Source organism: Bifidobacterium jacchi (assembly GCF_009078285.1).
GTDB classification, from domain to species: domain Bacteria; phylum Actinomycetota; class Actinomycetes; order Actinomycetales; family Bifidobacteriaceae; genus Bifidobacterium; species Bifidobacterium jacchi.
In genome coordinates this window covers 1-13,883 of the sequence record NZ_RQSP01000024.1, presented here as the reverse complement: position 1 = coordinate 13,883, position 13,883 = coordinate 1, and the positions used below count along the sequence as shown (strand labels likewise).

The 13,883-nt window shown below is 62.9% G+C and carries 12 protein-coding genes; 10 read left to right on the top strand and 2 right to left on the bottom strand.

Going from position 1 to position 13,883, the window contains the following annotated elements:
* Positions 1-44: 44 nt before the first annotated feature.
* A complete protein-coding gene (gene dapD, locus EHS19_RS07190) occupies positions 45-1,064 on the bottom strand; it encodes a 2,3,4,5-tetrahydropyridine-2,6-dicarboxylate N-succinyltransferase (RefSeq protein ID WP_151917108.1) in 1,020 nt (339 codons plus the stop codon).
* Positions 1,065-1,272: 208 nt separating this feature from the next.
* On the opposite strand from dapD, the gene EHS19_RS11580 reads away from it, so the two are divergent.
* The 10 genes from EHS19_RS11580 (at position 1,273) to EHS19_RS11390 (ending at position 11,940) form a co-directional block, all read left to right on the top strand.
* A complete protein-coding gene (locus EHS19_RS11580; protein ID WP_277752791.1) occupies positions 1,273-1,404 on the top strand; it encodes a hypothetical protein in 132 nt (43 codons plus the stop codon).
* Between the two features lie 192 nt (positions 1,405-1,596).
* On the top strand, positions 1,597-2,736 hold the full coding sequence (gene prfB / locus EHS19_RS07185; RefSeq protein WP_151917095.1) for a peptide chain release factor 2: 1,140 nt from the start codon (positions 1,597-1,599) through the stop codon (positions 2,734-2,736).
* Positions 2,737-2,841: 105 nt separating this feature from the next.
* Positions 2,842-4,428 (top strand): cell division ATP-binding protein FtsE, encoded by a 1,587-nt coding sequence (gene ftsE / locus EHS19_RS07180; protein ID WP_151917094.1) that lies wholly within the window; start codon positions 2,842-2,844, stop codon positions 4,426-4,428.
* Positions 4,425-5,348 carry a permease-like cell division protein FtsX gene (gene ftsX, locus EHS19_RS07175; protein ID WP_151917093.1) on the top strand — a complete coding sequence of 308 codons (924 nt, stop codon included), beginning with the start codon at positions 4,425-4,427 and terminating at the stop codon, positions 5,346-5,348. Before ftsE ends, ftsX begins: the two co-directional genes overlap by 4 nt.
* Positions 5,349-5,519: 171 nt before the next feature.
* Positions 5,520-6,920, top strand: a complete 1,401-nt coding sequence (locus EHS19_RS07170) for a CHAP domain-containing protein (protein WP_151917092.1) — start codon at positions 5,520-5,522, stop codon at positions 6,918-6,920.
* A gap of 281 nt (positions 6,921-7,201) precedes the next feature.
* On the top strand, positions 7,202-7,681 hold the full coding sequence (smpB, locus tag EHS19_RS07165; RefSeq protein WP_151917091.1) for an SsrA-binding protein SmpB: 480 nt from the start codon (positions 7,202-7,204) through the stop codon (positions 7,679-7,681).
* A gap of 258 nt (positions 7,682-7,939) precedes the next feature.
* Complete coding sequence (locus tag EHS19_RS07160) at positions 7,940-8,863, top strand: ABC transporter substrate-binding protein (protein ID WP_151917090.1); 924 nt, start codon at positions 7,940-7,942, stop codon at positions 8,861-8,863.
* A 205-nt stretch (positions 8,864-9,068) separates the two neighbouring features.
* Entirely contained in the window at positions 9,069-10,052 is a 984-nt protein-coding gene (locus tag EHS19_RS07155; protein WP_151917089.1) for an amino acid ABC transporter permease, read from the top strand.
* A gap of 57 nt (positions 10,053-10,109) precedes the next feature.
* Positions 10,110-10,931, top strand: coding sequence for an amino acid ABC transporter ATP-binding protein (locus tag EHS19_RS07150; protein ID WP_151917088.1), 822 nt, complete (start codon positions 10,110-10,112; stop codon positions 10,929-10,931).
* 97 nt (positions 10,932-11,028) lie between these two features.
* On the top strand, positions 11,029-11,940 hold the full coding sequence (locus EHS19_RS11390; protein WP_241677142.1) for a pseudouridine synthase: 912 nt from the start codon (positions 11,029-11,031) through the stop codon (positions 11,938-11,940).
* A 651-nt stretch (positions 11,941-12,591) separates the two neighbouring features.
* Here the strand turns inward: EHS19_RS11390 and EHS19_RS07135 are convergent.
* Positions 12,592-13,883, bottom strand: a 1,292-nt coding sequence (locus tag EHS19_RS07135) for an endonuclease domain-containing protein (protein WP_206666335.1), incomplete at its 5' end; no start/stop codon positions are given.

Genomic DNA, 13,883 nt, shown 5'->3' with positions numbered 1-13,883 from the left:
GCTCACGAGAAAGCCGCCCCCTCGATCATGTGCGAGACGGACCGCTAGTTCTTGTGCAGCTTGGTGTTGAGCTCGATGCCCGTCTTGCGGTAGCGCGCCTCGATGCGGCCGGTCACCGAGTTGCGGATGAACAGGATGTTGTTCTTTCCGGACAGATCGGCGCCCTTGACCACGTCAAGCGGCTCGCCGGCGGCGATCTTGGCCTTGTCGACCACGGTGATCTTGGTGCCGGCGGTGATGTACAGGCCGGCTTCGACGACGCAGTTGTCGCCCAGCGAGATGCCGATGCCGGCGTTGGCGCCAAGCAGCGAATGCTCGCCGATGGAATTGCGCAGCTTGCCGCCGCCCGACAACGTGCCCATGATGGAGGCGCCGCCGCCGACGTCGGAGCCGTCGCCCACGACGACGCCCTGTGAGACTCGTCCCTCGATCATGCACACGCCGAGCGTTCCGGCGTTGAAGTTGACGAATCCTGCATGCATGACCGTGGTGCCTTCGGCCAGATGCGCGCCCAGACGCACGCGGTCCGCGTCGCCGATGCGCACGCCGGTGGGCGTGACGTAGTCGATCATGCGCGGGAACTTGTCGATGGCGAACACGTTGACGGTGTTGGTCGGTGCCGCATGGGGCAGACCCACCTGCGCGGCGAAGGCGTCGGCTGCGGTGATGGACGCCGATTCGACGTCGATCTTGCGCTGCGCGAAGGTCTCGACGGCGAAGGGGCCGTAGTTGGTCCACACGACGTTGGCAAGCTGGGCGAAGATGCCGTCGAGATTGATCGTGTTCGGCTTGGCGAGACGCTGGGACAGCAGATGGAGTCGCAGATAGGCGTCGGCGGCGTCCCTGATCGGCGCGTCGAGATCGCTGACGGTGAACACAGGGGTGCGCCGGATGCCGCGCGCATCGGGATCGTCGTGCACGAGCGTGCCGAAGCCGTGCACTGGCCTGTCGGCGGGGGCCGGCGCCTCGCCGAGCTGCAGGGTGGGATACCAGACGTCCAGTGTGGTTCCGGCATCGTCGATGGAGGCCAATCCCCAGCCCCATGCGGTGCGTTGTTCACTCATCATGTGCTCCTTTTGTTGGATGCAGTGCCGTCGCATGACGCGGCGCGGCACGGTTCGCCGTGTCATCGCCGACTACGGGCGGTGATGACGATGGCTCCAGCATACGGGTCCGTCTCGCCATCGCGCCGCGAATCGCCCGCGAATCGCGCTGCAAGCCGTCGGCGAATACGGTCGGGTAAATCCGGGTGCATCGGTACAATGGTCCGACGTGAACGATTACAGGAACGAACGCGCGCGTCGAGAACGCCACCGCCGCACCGTGGTGCGGGTGGTGTGCATCGTCGTCGCCGCGGCGATGCTCCTGAGCATGGTCATTCCCGCCATCTACGCCGGCCTTTGACGTAACGGCGGAACCGCATGATTCCGCCGTCCCCGCCCTGCGCCTCACCGGAGGCGATCTCGGGTCGGTCCGATGCATTCGGCTCCGGCCCGAGGGCGGATTCGCGACGATGCCCGTCAAATTGTGCGGAGCCTGTTCACGGGCGCAACGACAATCGGTTATTCGCAAACGACACATGTATGGTGGTTAACGATGGCAGAATTTGACTATTCGCAGGAGATCGGCGAGGCTCGTGCCAAATACGAGTCCATCGCCAAGGCCTTGGACGTGGACCGTCTCAAGGCCCAGATCAAGGATCTGTCCGGCAAGGCCGCAGAGCCGGGCCTGTGGGACGATCCCGACAATGCGCAGAAGGTGACGAGCCGCCTGTCCGCGGCGCAGTCGCAGCTCAAGCGACTCACTACGGCGCAGCAGCGCATCGACGATGTCGAGACGCTGGTCGAACTGGGACGCGAGATGGAGGACGACGACTCCCTCGCGGAGGCGCGCAGCGAGATCGCCTCCATTCGCAAGGATCTCGACGACATGGAGATCCAGACGCTGCTTGACGGCGAGTATGACGAGCGTTCCGCCGTGGTGACGATCCGCTCCGGCGCCGGTGGCGTCGATGCCGCCGACTTCGCGCAGATGCTGCTGCGCATGTATCTGCGCTGGGCCGAGCGCAACGGGTACAAGGCGAAGATGATGGACACCTCCTACGCCGAGGAGGCGGGCATCAAATCCGCGACCTTCCAGATCGACGCGCCGTACGCATATGGTCGTCTGTCGGTCGAGGGCGGCACGCATCGACTGGTGCGCATCTCGCCGTTCGACAATCAGGGACGCCGCCAGACCAGCTTCGCCGCCGTCGAGGTGGTGCCGCTCGTCGAGGCGACCGATCACATCGACATCCCCGACACCGACATCCGCATCGACACCTACTGCTCGTCCGGCCCCGGCGGACAGGGCGTCAACACCACGTATTCCGCGGTGCGCATCACCCACCTTCCCACCGGCATCGTCGTCACGATGCAGGACGAGCGCTCGCAGATCCAGAACCGTGCCGCCGCCATGGCCGTGCTCCAGTCGCGACTGCTCGTGCTGCGCCATGAGGAGGAGGCCAAGAAGAAGAAGGAGCTCGCGGGCGACATCAAGGCCAGCTGGGGCGACCAGATGCGCTCCTATGTGCTGCATCCCTACCAGATGGTCAAGGATCTGCGCACCGGTTACGAGACCAGTCAGACGCAGGCGGTGTTCGACGGCGACATCGACGGCTTCCTTGAGGCCGGCATCCGCTGGCGCCATGAGCAGCGTCGACAGGCGAAGGCCGAGGCAGAGGCCGCCCAGGCATAGTAGGCACAGTCGCGTCACACGCGGGCGATTGCCGGGCCGGCGATGCGATCCGGCAGACGATACCGCAGTGGGTGGCACGCAACGCACGGAACAGGGGGAGTCGATATGGCACTCATCTCATTGGAACATGTGAGCAAAATCTATCCCAAAGGCACACGGCCGGCGCTGGACAAGATCGATCTGTCGATCAACCGCGGCGATTTCGTGTTCCTGGTCGGCGCGTCGGGTTCCGGCAAGACGACGCTGCTGAGCCTGCTGCTGCGTGAGGAGGAGGCCACCGGCGGTGAGATCCATGTCGCAGGCAACGATCTGCGGCGTCTGTCCAACAGGCAGGTGCCGCAGTACCGTCGCTCGATCGGCTTCGTCTTCCAGGACTACAAGCTGCTCAACAACAAGACCGTGTGGCAGAACGTGGCGTTTGCGCTTGAGGTGATCGGCACCCGTCGCTCCACCATCCGCTCGCTGGTGCCCAAGGTCCTCCAGACCGTGGGACTGACCGGCAAGGAGAACAGCTATCCGCACGAACTGTCGGGCGGTGAGGCGCAGCGCGTCGCGATCGCGCGCGCCTATGTGAATCATCCGCAGATCCTGCTTGCCGACGAGCCCACCGGCAACCTCGATCCGACGACCTCGCTGGGCATCATGGAGGTGCTCGACGCGATCAACCGCACCGGCACCACGATCGTGATGGCCACCCACAACGAGGAGATCGTCAACTCCATGCGCAAACGCGTGGTCGAGCTGCACGCTGGCCATATTGTGCGCGACGAGCGCGAAGGCTCCTATGATTCAGCGCTGTACTTCCCCGACGCCGAAGTCGAATCGAAATCCCATCAGGCCATCGGTTCCGGTGCCGACTCCGGTGCCGCTTCCGCTTCCGGTTCCGGTGCGAAGTCGCGCACTTCGGCGGATTCGGCATCATCCGGCTATCCGATATCCGGTTCGGCGTCTGGCGCGGCGGCTGATTCGACGTCCGGCTCCCCGCAATCGAAGCAGAAGCGCGGCAGAGACGTCGCCGGTGCGCTCGACGCGGTGAACGCGGCGATCGAATCCGGCGCGGAGAACGAGGGCATCGCTCGGCTCGCCAATTCCGTGCATTCCGGGCGGACCGGCCGCTATGGCGAGGCGTTCACCCAAGTGGAAACCACCCTGACTTGGGGGCGTGGACTGAGCCTTGAGGAATACGCCAGGCGCAAGGAATCCGAATCCAAGGCGGGTGGAGCCGGGTCAGCCAAAGCCGGTTCCGACAAAGCCGAACCGAGCCAACCGAAGTCGAACGCCTCCCATGCCGTCGAATCCAATCCAAGCGGACAGCATCACCGGCATCCCGACGAGCGTCGCCGCGATTCGCGCCATGCCGCAGCAGCCACCGGCGGGCACGAGCCGAAGCAGAGGGAGAAGACCACGGCCGCATCAATGCCGCCCGCGCCACCTACTCAGCCAGTTCCGCCAACCCCGCCTACTCCGCCGGTATCTTCGACCCCGTCAGCCCAGTCGGCTGAGCTGCAGCCGCCAGCTCCGCCAACCCAACCGCGGCAGCGCGGAGAGCAGCGCGGTCATGCACATGGTGCCCAAGCGCATGCCGTCGGCGTCAATGTCAGCGCCCACGCCCACGTCGGCAACGCGAGCGGAAGCGGCACGGCGGCACATTCCAGCGGTGACGGTCAGAACGGACAGGAGACGAGCCGATGAGAGCGCGATTCATTCTATCGGAGACGTGGACCAGCCTGAGGCGCAACGTGCCGATGCTGCTGTCGGTGATGCTCGTCACGTTCATCTCGTTCCTGTTCATCGGCGCGTCGGTGCTCACGCAGGCGCAGATCACCAAGGCGAAGGCGGGCTGGTACGATCAGGTCGAGGTCGTGGTGTGGCTGTGCCCGGACGGCACCAGCCAGTCGGCCAACTGCGCCAGCGGCAAATCGCCCACGCAGCAGCAGATCGCTGATCTGCAGCAGGTCATCCGCGATGAGCTGCCGGACGACGTTTCCAAGATCACCTACATATCGAAGAAGCAGTTCTACGAGAGCACCTTCCTCAAGCAGTATCCCAACGGCGAGTATCAGGGGCGTACGCTGACCGCCGACGACATGCAGGATTCGCTGTGGCTCAAGCTCAAGAATCCCGAGAAGTATCAGGTGGTCTCCGAAGTGCTCTCCGGGCGCGACGGCGTTGAGGAGGTCTCCGATCAGCGGCAGATCTTCGAGCCGGTGTTCGCCGTGCTCAACCGCGCGACCGTCGTCACCGCCGTGCTCGCCGCGGTCATGGTGGTCGTCGCGATTCTGCTGACTGCTACGACGATCCGCATGTCGGCCGCATCCCGGCGTCAGGAGACGGAGATCATGCGTCTGGTCGGCGCTTCGAATTGGACGATTCGACTCCCGTTCATTCTGGAGGGGGCGATCGCCTCGCTGCTCGGATCGGTGTTGTCCTGTGTGATGCTGTCGGTGATCGTGCGCGTTTTCGTCACCGGATGGCTCGCGGAATCGGTCACATGGATTCCCTATGTCGATCAGACGACCGTGCTGCTGATCTCGCCGTTCCTCGCGCTGGGCGCGGTGCTGCTGTCGGTGATCGCGTCGATGATCTCGCTGCGGCGGTATCTCAAGGCGTGATGCCGCGGTTGGCGCTGGATGCGGCGGTGCTGCGCTGGGCACCGCGAATGGGCGCTGCGACTGGGTTCTGCGAACACTGTGACGAATCTCTCGACCGCAGCGACTACGCCGCAAGAGTATTTTGAGCATCGTCTGATATGGTGTGATGCACATGAGCGAAAGGAAGCGTTGATGATCAGGAAACGAGTCGCGAAGCCTCTCGTCGCCGCTGTGAGTGCCGCGGCCCTGTGCGCAACGATGGCGGTGACGATGACGTCGCCCGCCTTCGTGCCGGTGGCCCGCGCGGACACCTACGGCGATCTGGTGAATGCGCAGAATCAGAAGGCGGCCAGCGCACAGCGCGAAGCGGAGCTCAAAGCCCAGCTTGCCGGTGTGAGAAGCGATTTGGCGAGCAAGATCCTTGAACTCGACGATCTGACCAACAATCGCATCCCCGCCGCGCAGGCAGCCGTCGAAAAGGCCAACGAGGCCGCGGCGGCGGCGCAGAGCGATGCCGAGGCCGCCGCGCAGCGCCTCGAAGCCGCCCGCAAGGACAAGTCGAACCTTGAGGAGCAGATCAAGAAGACCGGCAAGGACTACGACGATGCGCATGCCGCCGTGGCGCAGATGGCCCGTGATTCGCTGCACGGATCGAACGCCTCCGATGTGATGAGCGTGGTGACCGGCTCGAAGAGCACCACCGAATTCGTCAACGCGATGCAGTCACGTCAGGCGCTGTCCCGTAGCGAATCGAACGCCGCATCCTCGGCGGCCGAGTCGCTGAACACCTCGATGAACCGCAGCGAACGGCTGTCCGCCATCGAGCAGCGCATCGCCGATCTGAAGACCAAAGCCGATGAGGCCTCCGCCGCGGCGCAGACGAGCGCGGCAAGCGCGCAGCAGGAACGCGAGTCGCTTGACCAGCTTCGCGCGGATGGCGAGAAGCGGCGCACGGAACTCGAAAGCCTGGAGGACCAGCTTGGCGACGCCTCCGCAAAGCAGGCTGCGCAGACGGTGGTGCTGCAATCCCAGATCGATTCGCTGAACCGTCAGTATCAGCAGGAACAGTGGCAGGCAGCGCAGAACGCCGGCTCGCAGAATCAGGGTCAGGGCACCTCCAAGCCGCCGACCAATTCCGGCACCACAGGCGGTTCGACCACCACCAGACCGAATACGGGCGGCTCCACCGGCGGCACCACAACGACCCGACCCAACACTGGCGGCACCGGCGGTCAGGGCACCAGCAACGGCGACATCGGCAACCGCTACGTCGCCGGCCAGTGCACCTGGTACGCGTACAACCGCCGCAAGGAGATGGGTATCGGCACGCCGTCATGGCTCGGCAACGGCGGCGACTGGTGGCGCAACGCCCCCAGCTACGGGCTGCGCGTCGATCATAATCCGCAGGTCGGTGCGGCGCTTTCGTTCCTTCCCGGCCAAGATGGTGCCGACGGCGTCTACGGGCATGTGGCCGTGGTCGAGGCGGTGTATTCCAACGGCACGTTCATGATTTCGGAAATGAACTGGGGCGGGCCGTACATTATGCACAGCCGTGTGCTCACCAACGCGGGGCAGTATTGGTTCGTGCACTGAGTGGGGCGAGTCGCGATGCGTCTCGACGAGAGGTGACGCATCGCGGCAGCTAGGAGCACTGTTGCAATGTGCTATGGCAATGCGCTAATGGATTACAGTGCGTTGCGCTGGTGCTGCCTTGATGACGTATCACCCTTGGCCTATAATGGGTCGTTCGTTACGACGGACGGCCCATTTGCTGTTTCCTAGGTCACAATAAAAACGACGTTCCGCGAGTAGCATGGCTAGACAGATGATCATGCCATGCGGGAATGTCCGAGGCGAGATGAGAGGAGGAGAACATGCCCAAAGAGACCGGCACCAAACTGATCGTGCAGAACAAGCGCGCTCGGCACGACTACAGCATCGAGGATCAGTATGAGGCGGGCATCGCGCTGACCGGCACCGAAGTGAAGTCGCTGCGCGAGGGACGCGCCTCGCTGGCCGAATCATTCATCAGCATCGATCGACGCGGCGAGATCTGGCTGGAGAACGCGAACATTCCTGAATATCTCAACGGCACGTGGAACAATCACGCACCCAAGCGCAAGAGGAAGCTTCTGCTCCACGAGCGTGAGATCGACAAGCTGAATCGGGCGTCGCAGGCCAAGGGATACACGATCATTCCGCTCAGCCTGTACTTCAAGGACGGTCGCGTCAAAGCCCAGATCGCTCTGGCGCGAGGCAAGCGCGAATTCGACAAGCGGCAGGCGCTGCGCGAGGAGCAGGACAAGCGCGAGGCGCTGCGCGTCATGCGCTACGCCAACAAGCGATCCCGCTGATCGGTGCAAGCGGCGGCATCAGGCAGCATCGCGAATTCAGCCTCATGAATTCAGCATCGCCAATCCAGCACCCAGCCGCACCCCCAACCCAGCAGTTCAGCATCACCCAGTGGTCTGTCTCGCAATGATCTCAGTGGTGCTGTCCCCTCTGATGAGGGGGGGCTGTCAGCGAAGCCGACCGGGGGAGAGACAACAGCTGGACCTCAATTATTAGCGAGATTGACCACTAGCATCAACCCGACGAAATCAGGAGCCCCCATGCCACGCCATACCGCGCGACTTCGCCGAATCCTTGCCGCGATGCTGCCGATCGCGATGACGGCGGTGCCGCTGGCCGCATGCGGCACCAGCGACGGCGGCGTGAGCGCCGGGCGGACCATCTCCAGCTACGATGTGAGCGACGTGCGGTTCGACGAGCGCATCGCCGCCATGCTTCCCGCATCCGTCACCGACGACGGCGTGCTGACCGTCGGCACGAACCCGTCATATGCGCCGGCCGAGTTTCTGGCGGCTGACGGCCGCACCGCCCTCGGCTACGACATGGATCTGGCGCGTGCGCTCGGCCGCATATTCGGACTCGACGTCGACATCGTCGCATCGAATTTCGAAACGATCATACCGGCGGTCGGCAGCAAATATGATCTGGGCATCTCCGCGTTCACCGTCACCCGCGAACGGCTGGGATCGGTCGATTTCGTCACGTATTTCACCGCGGGAATGAGCTACGCGGTCGCCACCGGCAATCCGCGCGGCGTGGACGTCGGCGACCTGTGCGGGCGACGCGTCACCGTGCAGACCGGCACCGTCGAGGAGACGAACATCGACGACGCCGACGCGCGATGCCGAGCTCAGGGCAGGGCGCGCATAGCCGTGCAGTCGTTCCGTCAGCAGGCGGACGCCACCACCGCCGTGGTGGTCGGCAAGGCCGACGTGTTCTTCGCGGACTCGCCGGTCGTCGGATACGCGATCGAGCAGACCGGCAATCGGCTGGAACGGCTCGGCGGCGAATTCGACGCCGTGCCCAACGCCATCGCCATTCGCAAAGGGGACTCGGCAACCGTCAAGGCAGTGCAGGCCGGCATGCAGAAGCTGATGGACGACGGCACGTATCTGCGCATACTGCGGCATTGGGGCGTGCAATCGGGAGCGATAGGCAGGGCCGAAATCAATCCGACGGACTGATCGTGCCCTGGCAAATCAGAACAACAGCAAAACCAGCGAACCAGCAAATCAGAACAGATAATCAGATAATCAGATAATCAACAAGCCGGCGAATTCGGAACAACCAGCAAACCAACAACCAGCAAACCAGCAAAGTGGCGGATTATAGTGGATTCACAGCCTAGCGGACCAGCAAACCGATTCGAGCGAGGAGGACACGACAACCATGGCGAAGCAGACAGGCGACGGCGACGGGCTCGACATCCCCGACCGCATCGAGGCGCTGCCGGTGCGCCGACCCGGTCCGATCATCGCCGGCATCATCGTGGCGCTTGCCGCAGTGGCGCTGATCCACGGTCTGATCGTCAATCCACGATTCGAATGGCCGATCGTATGGCGATACCTGTTCAACGAGCGGGTGCTCGACGGCATCCGCTACACGCTGGAACTGACCGTATTGGCGATGGCGGTCGCCATGGTGCTGGCCGTGGGGCTGGCGATCATGCGCAAATCGGTCAATCCGGTGCTGCGGGGCGTCAGCTGGTTCTTCATATGGTTCTTCCGCGGCACGCCGGTCTACACGCAGCTGGTGTTCTGGGGATTGTTCGCCGTGCTCGTGCCGCGAATCGGCATCGGCATACCGTTCACTTCGATCGAATTCTGGAGCGTCGATTCCAATGATGTGATCACCGCGTTCAACGCCGCATGGATCGGACTGGCGCTCAACGAGGCAGCCTACCTTTCCGAGATCGTGCGCGCCGGACTGGAGGCGGTCGATCCGGGGCAGACGGAGGCCGCGCAGGCGCTCGGCATGAAGCGATTGCTCATCATGCGACGCATCATCCTGCCGCAGGCCATGCGCATCATCATCCCACCGACCGGCAACGAGACGATCGGCATGCTCAAAACCACGTCGCTGGTCACCGCCGTGCCGTTCACCTTCGAACTGCAGTTCGCGACCACCGCCATCGCCAACCGCATCTATCAGCCGATTCCGCTGCTGATCGTGGCATGCTTCTGGTATCTGCTCATCACCTCGGTGCTGATGGCGGTGCAGGCGCAATTGGAACGTCATTTCGCCAAGGGATTCGACGCACGGCCCACCGGCGCTCGCGGGCGGCGCGCGCCGCTGCCCGGCAAGACGGAGGGCGAGCCGCGCGATGACGTGAACAAGATCAACGAGGCCGTGTTCAACGGCATGACCGCGTGATGTATGGTGCGTGTGTGGTGCGTGCGTTGTGCGGTGCGGCGATAATGTGATAAGGAGATGACGATGAAACAGACTGATGCGGCGCGCCCAGTGCCGGCTGGCGGCACGGTGATCCCGGCGGTCAGAGCGGTCGGCGTGCACAAGGCGTTTGGCTCGCTGCATGTGCTCAAAGGCGTTGACATGACGGTGATGCCGGGCAGCGTGACGGTGATTCTCGGACCTTCCGGGTCGGGCAAATCCACGTTCCTTCGGCTCATCAACCAGTTGGAGACGCTCACCGGCGGGCGCATTGAGGTCAACGGCGAGATGATCGGCTACCGGTACGTCGAGCGTCGTGGGCGTCGGATGCTGCAGACCCTCGACGACAGGGCGGTGGCAGCGCAGCGCGAAAAGCTTGGCATGGTGTTCCAGCGGTTTAACCTGTTCCCGCACATGACCGCATTGGAGAACGTGATGGAGGCTCCGGTCCACGTTCAGGGGATGCGCAGGGCCGAGGCGCGGCAACTGGCGATCGCCGAGCTGGAGCGCGTCGGGCTCGGCGGGCGGCTCGACCACTACCCGGCGCAGCTTTCGGGCGGGCAGCAGCAGCGGGTGGCGATCGCGCGCGCATTGGCCATGAAGCCGAGCATCATGCTCTTCGACGAGCCGACATCGGCGCTTGACCCCGAACTGGTGGGGGAGGTGCTTGGCGTGATGCGCTCGCTTGCCGACGAGGGCATGACCATGATCGTCGTCACCCATGAGATCGGTTTCGCCCGCGAAGTCGCCGATCAGGTGGTGTTCATGGATGGCGGCGTGGTGGTCGAACAGGGTGGGCCTGAGATCATCGCGCATCCGAGCGCGCCGCGGTTTAGGGAATTCCTCGCCCATGTGCTGTGACGCGGCGGCGGAGAGCGGTGGCGCTCGCCCGGTTTTCCTCTCGGCTCGTCGCCTGGTTTCTCGCCCGGTTTCTCAGCCGGTTTCTCGCCATCGCTGGGTGGTGGACGAACCGCATATTCCGTTTGATTTCGACGTGATCTATGAGGATGCCGGCATCATCGTCATCGACAAGCCGCATTTCCTTGCGACCACGCCGCGCGGCATGTGGTATCGCGAAACCGCGCTGATCCGCCTACGCGAGATGTATGGTGACGATGGCATCACTCCGGCGCATCGGCTGGACCGGGCGACGGCCGGCATCGTGCTGTTCGTGCGTGATCCCGCGCTGCGAGGCGCCTACCAGATGCTGTTCCAGGAGCGTCGCGCCCGCAAGACCTATGAGTGTCTCGCTGCGGCCTCGCCGGCTCGGCGGCCCCGATACGGCACGGTGGAATGCTTGGAGCCGCCGCGCGTGTTTCCGCTGTGTCGCCGGTCGCGCATCATCAAGGATCGCGGCGTATTGCAGGCATTCGAGGTGCCCGGTGCGGTCAATGCGGAGACGGTGATCGCGCTGTCGGGCGATGCGATCGATGCCGTAATCGGCGGTGCAGCGCATGGCGTCACCGCTGCGGGCAGTGGCGATCTTGGCGCTGTGCGCGGTTGTGGCTCGTGTGTGCGCGATCGCGCGTGTGGATCGTGCGCGTGTGGATCGTGCGCGTGTGAGCGGGAGTGTGGAAGGAGACGTGCGTTGCATCGATCGGGTGCGCATGCGGCGGGTTCGGGCGCGTGCCCGGCGGTTTTGCGCTCCTATGCGATGCATCCGCGGACGGGGCGGACCCATCAGCTGCGCGTGCACATGAATTCGCTGGGATTGCCTATTGTCGGCGACGATCTCTACCCGCAGGTGATCGATCGCCCTTACGACGACTTCTCCCACCCGCTGCAGCTGGTCGCACGTCGATTGTCGTTCATCGATCCGGTGTGCGGTAAGCCTCGCGAATTCGTCTCGCGCGTACCGCTGGCCCGCTGACGCCATCCGCCGCCCCATCATGTAGGGATTCTCGCATGGTGTAGGGAACTGCCCATGATGCAGGGATGCAAAATGGCTTTATTCCGCCATTTTGCAAAAACGGCTCCCTACATCATGGGCAAATCCCTACATCATGGGGTTGTCGCAGGCGTGGCTTGTTTGGGGGAATTGCGGTCGGATCGTGGGTGGGTTGTCACGCGGCGTGATTTTCGTCGTTTTTTGCGTCGCGTGACAGATTTCAGTGTCGGGTGGTGCTCGAAATGGCGGCGGTCGTGTGTTGTGGCGGGTACGACTTATCAAAGAATGGCGTTATTCCGCCGTTTCTTGGATGCGTGCTTGCATTCGATCGTGGCTGATGAGGGATCGATTAAGGTCGGATCGCGGGTGGGTTGTCACGCGGCGCGTTTTTCCTTGTTTTTTGCGTCGCGTGACAGACGTATTGCGACGTATTGCGACAGTCGAATACGAATCAAGTCTTCTGCATGGGTGCGTCCGCGGCTACGCGTTGCTATGCATTGCACATGTGCATTGGATGCGTAGTGTGCAGCATGTGCATCACAGCATGTGTATCGCTGATCGGTGAATTGCAGATCGACGAATCCCAAACAATCCCCGCCATGAACAACATCTGCTGCAAACTTGCCGTCTGCGTCATTGCTGCTTTGCCAGCTGCTTTGCCAGTGTCGTCGCCGTTTTCCGCAGCGGCATGGCCTGCACGCGAAACTGGAATTCGGCACCCCGCGATGTCAGATGCCGTGCGATAGCGAATGCGAACTCAGCCTGTGACTGCTCGTCTGACAGATTCGCCGCAGTGGCGATTGCCACGATCCATCCTCGGGAACGCAGCCGTTCTCGTTTTTCCTGGTCCCAACGCCACTGCCGTTTGTCGGTGCGATGGTGATCGCCGTCGTATTCGATTGCGATCTTCCACTGAGGCCATGCCATGTCAAGCCTGATTGGCGCTCCCGAACGAAATGACATGCCCGTCACGATGTAGTCGGTTTCGCATGGCGGCAGCCCGTGGGCGAGAATTGCAAGTCGGCATTTGGTTTCCATGGGAGAATCCACATTGGCAGCTGTCAACGCGGCGGCTGCGATACAGTCGCGTTTGCCTGAGAATGCCGGCATCTCGCCGATGAACGAGGCAAGATTCCGCCGTGTGATCGCAGCTGGGGCCTTGCCGTCAACATTGCCGGATCCCGACGCTGAATTACTGTCTTCGGCAAGCGAGGTGATGATCGAATCGCCGAGCGTGATCAGTGATTCGAACGATAGATGAGTCGTCATCTGCGCCCACACATGGAACGGGTGGATTGCACGTACGCTCGGATAGACGGATGTGAATGGGGCGGTGTCGGCGTGATTCCAAACGTGTGTGAGTATGTTCGTACCGACGAGGCGGATCCGTTGCTGTGCGGAAGCGACTACGACGTGGAGCTGCGTCTCGTCGAGATCGGTGTTTTCTGGAATCGGTATGCTGTGCAGCTTCAGCGCTGTGGTCATGCCGAACAGCAGGGTTCGATCGGTTTGCAGTGTCGCTTCGGCGCAGCGGCGCACTGTATCCCATTTGATCTGTGATAATCGGTCGCGCATGGAGGATGGCGGACCGGATGTCAGGTCGCCTCCGCCCATAGCTGTGGTGGGTTGATACGGTCCGATATGTGTCATGTGGTATGCCATGGCGTAACCATAGCGGATTTCCTCGTCGCATCGGGGCGTTTTCGGAAAATGTGGATAACTGATAATGTAGAATGCGTCGCTATTGTGGATAACCAGTGGTGGATGGCTGGTGGGTTGTGGAATACCAGAGAAACCAGTTGGATAGCTGCATGGTTGCTGCATGGTTGCTGCATGGGTTGCTGCATGGGTTGCTGGGCGGTTGCATGGGTTGGCGGATTTTAGTGGTGGTTGCAACACCTGTGTGTTTTGCCGCTCTTGATGGC

Excerpts from the sequence above, each read along its gene's own strand:
- ftsE (WP_151917094.1), top strand. The coding sequence starts at position 2,842 with ATGGCACTCATCTCATTGGAACATGTGAGCAAAATCTATCCCAAAGGC.
- EHS19_RS07170 (WP_151917092.1), top strand. The coding sequence starts at position 5,520 with ATGATCAGGAAACGAGTCGCGAAGCCTCTCGTCGCCGCTGTGAGTGCC.
- dapD (WP_151917108.1), bottom strand. The coding sequence starts at position 1,064 with ATGAGTGAACAACGCACCGCATGGGGCTGGGGATTGGCCTCCATCGAC.
- EHS19_RS07160 (WP_151917090.1), top strand. The coding sequence starts at position 7,940 with ATGCCACGCCATACCGCGCGACTTCGCCGAATCCTTGCCGCGATGCTG.
- prfB (WP_151917095.1), top strand. The coding sequence starts at position 1,597 with ATGGCAGAATTTGACTATTCGCAGGAGATCGGCGAGGCTCGTGCCAAA.
- ftsX (WP_151917093.1), top strand. The coding sequence starts at position 4,425 with ATGAGAGCGCGATTCATTCTATCGGAGACGTGGACCAGCCTGAGGCGC.
- EHS19_RS07150 (WP_151917088.1), top strand. The coding sequence starts at position 10,110 with ATGACGATGAAACAGACTGATGCGGCGCGCCCAGTGCCGGCTGGCGGC.
- smpB (WP_151917091.1), top strand. The coding sequence starts at position 7,202 with ATGCCCAAAGAGACCGGCACCAAACTGATCGTGCAGAACAAGCGCGCT.
- EHS19_RS07155 (WP_151917089.1), top strand. The coding sequence starts at position 9,069 with ATGGCGAAGCAGACAGGCGACGGCGACGGGCTCGACATCCCCGACCGC.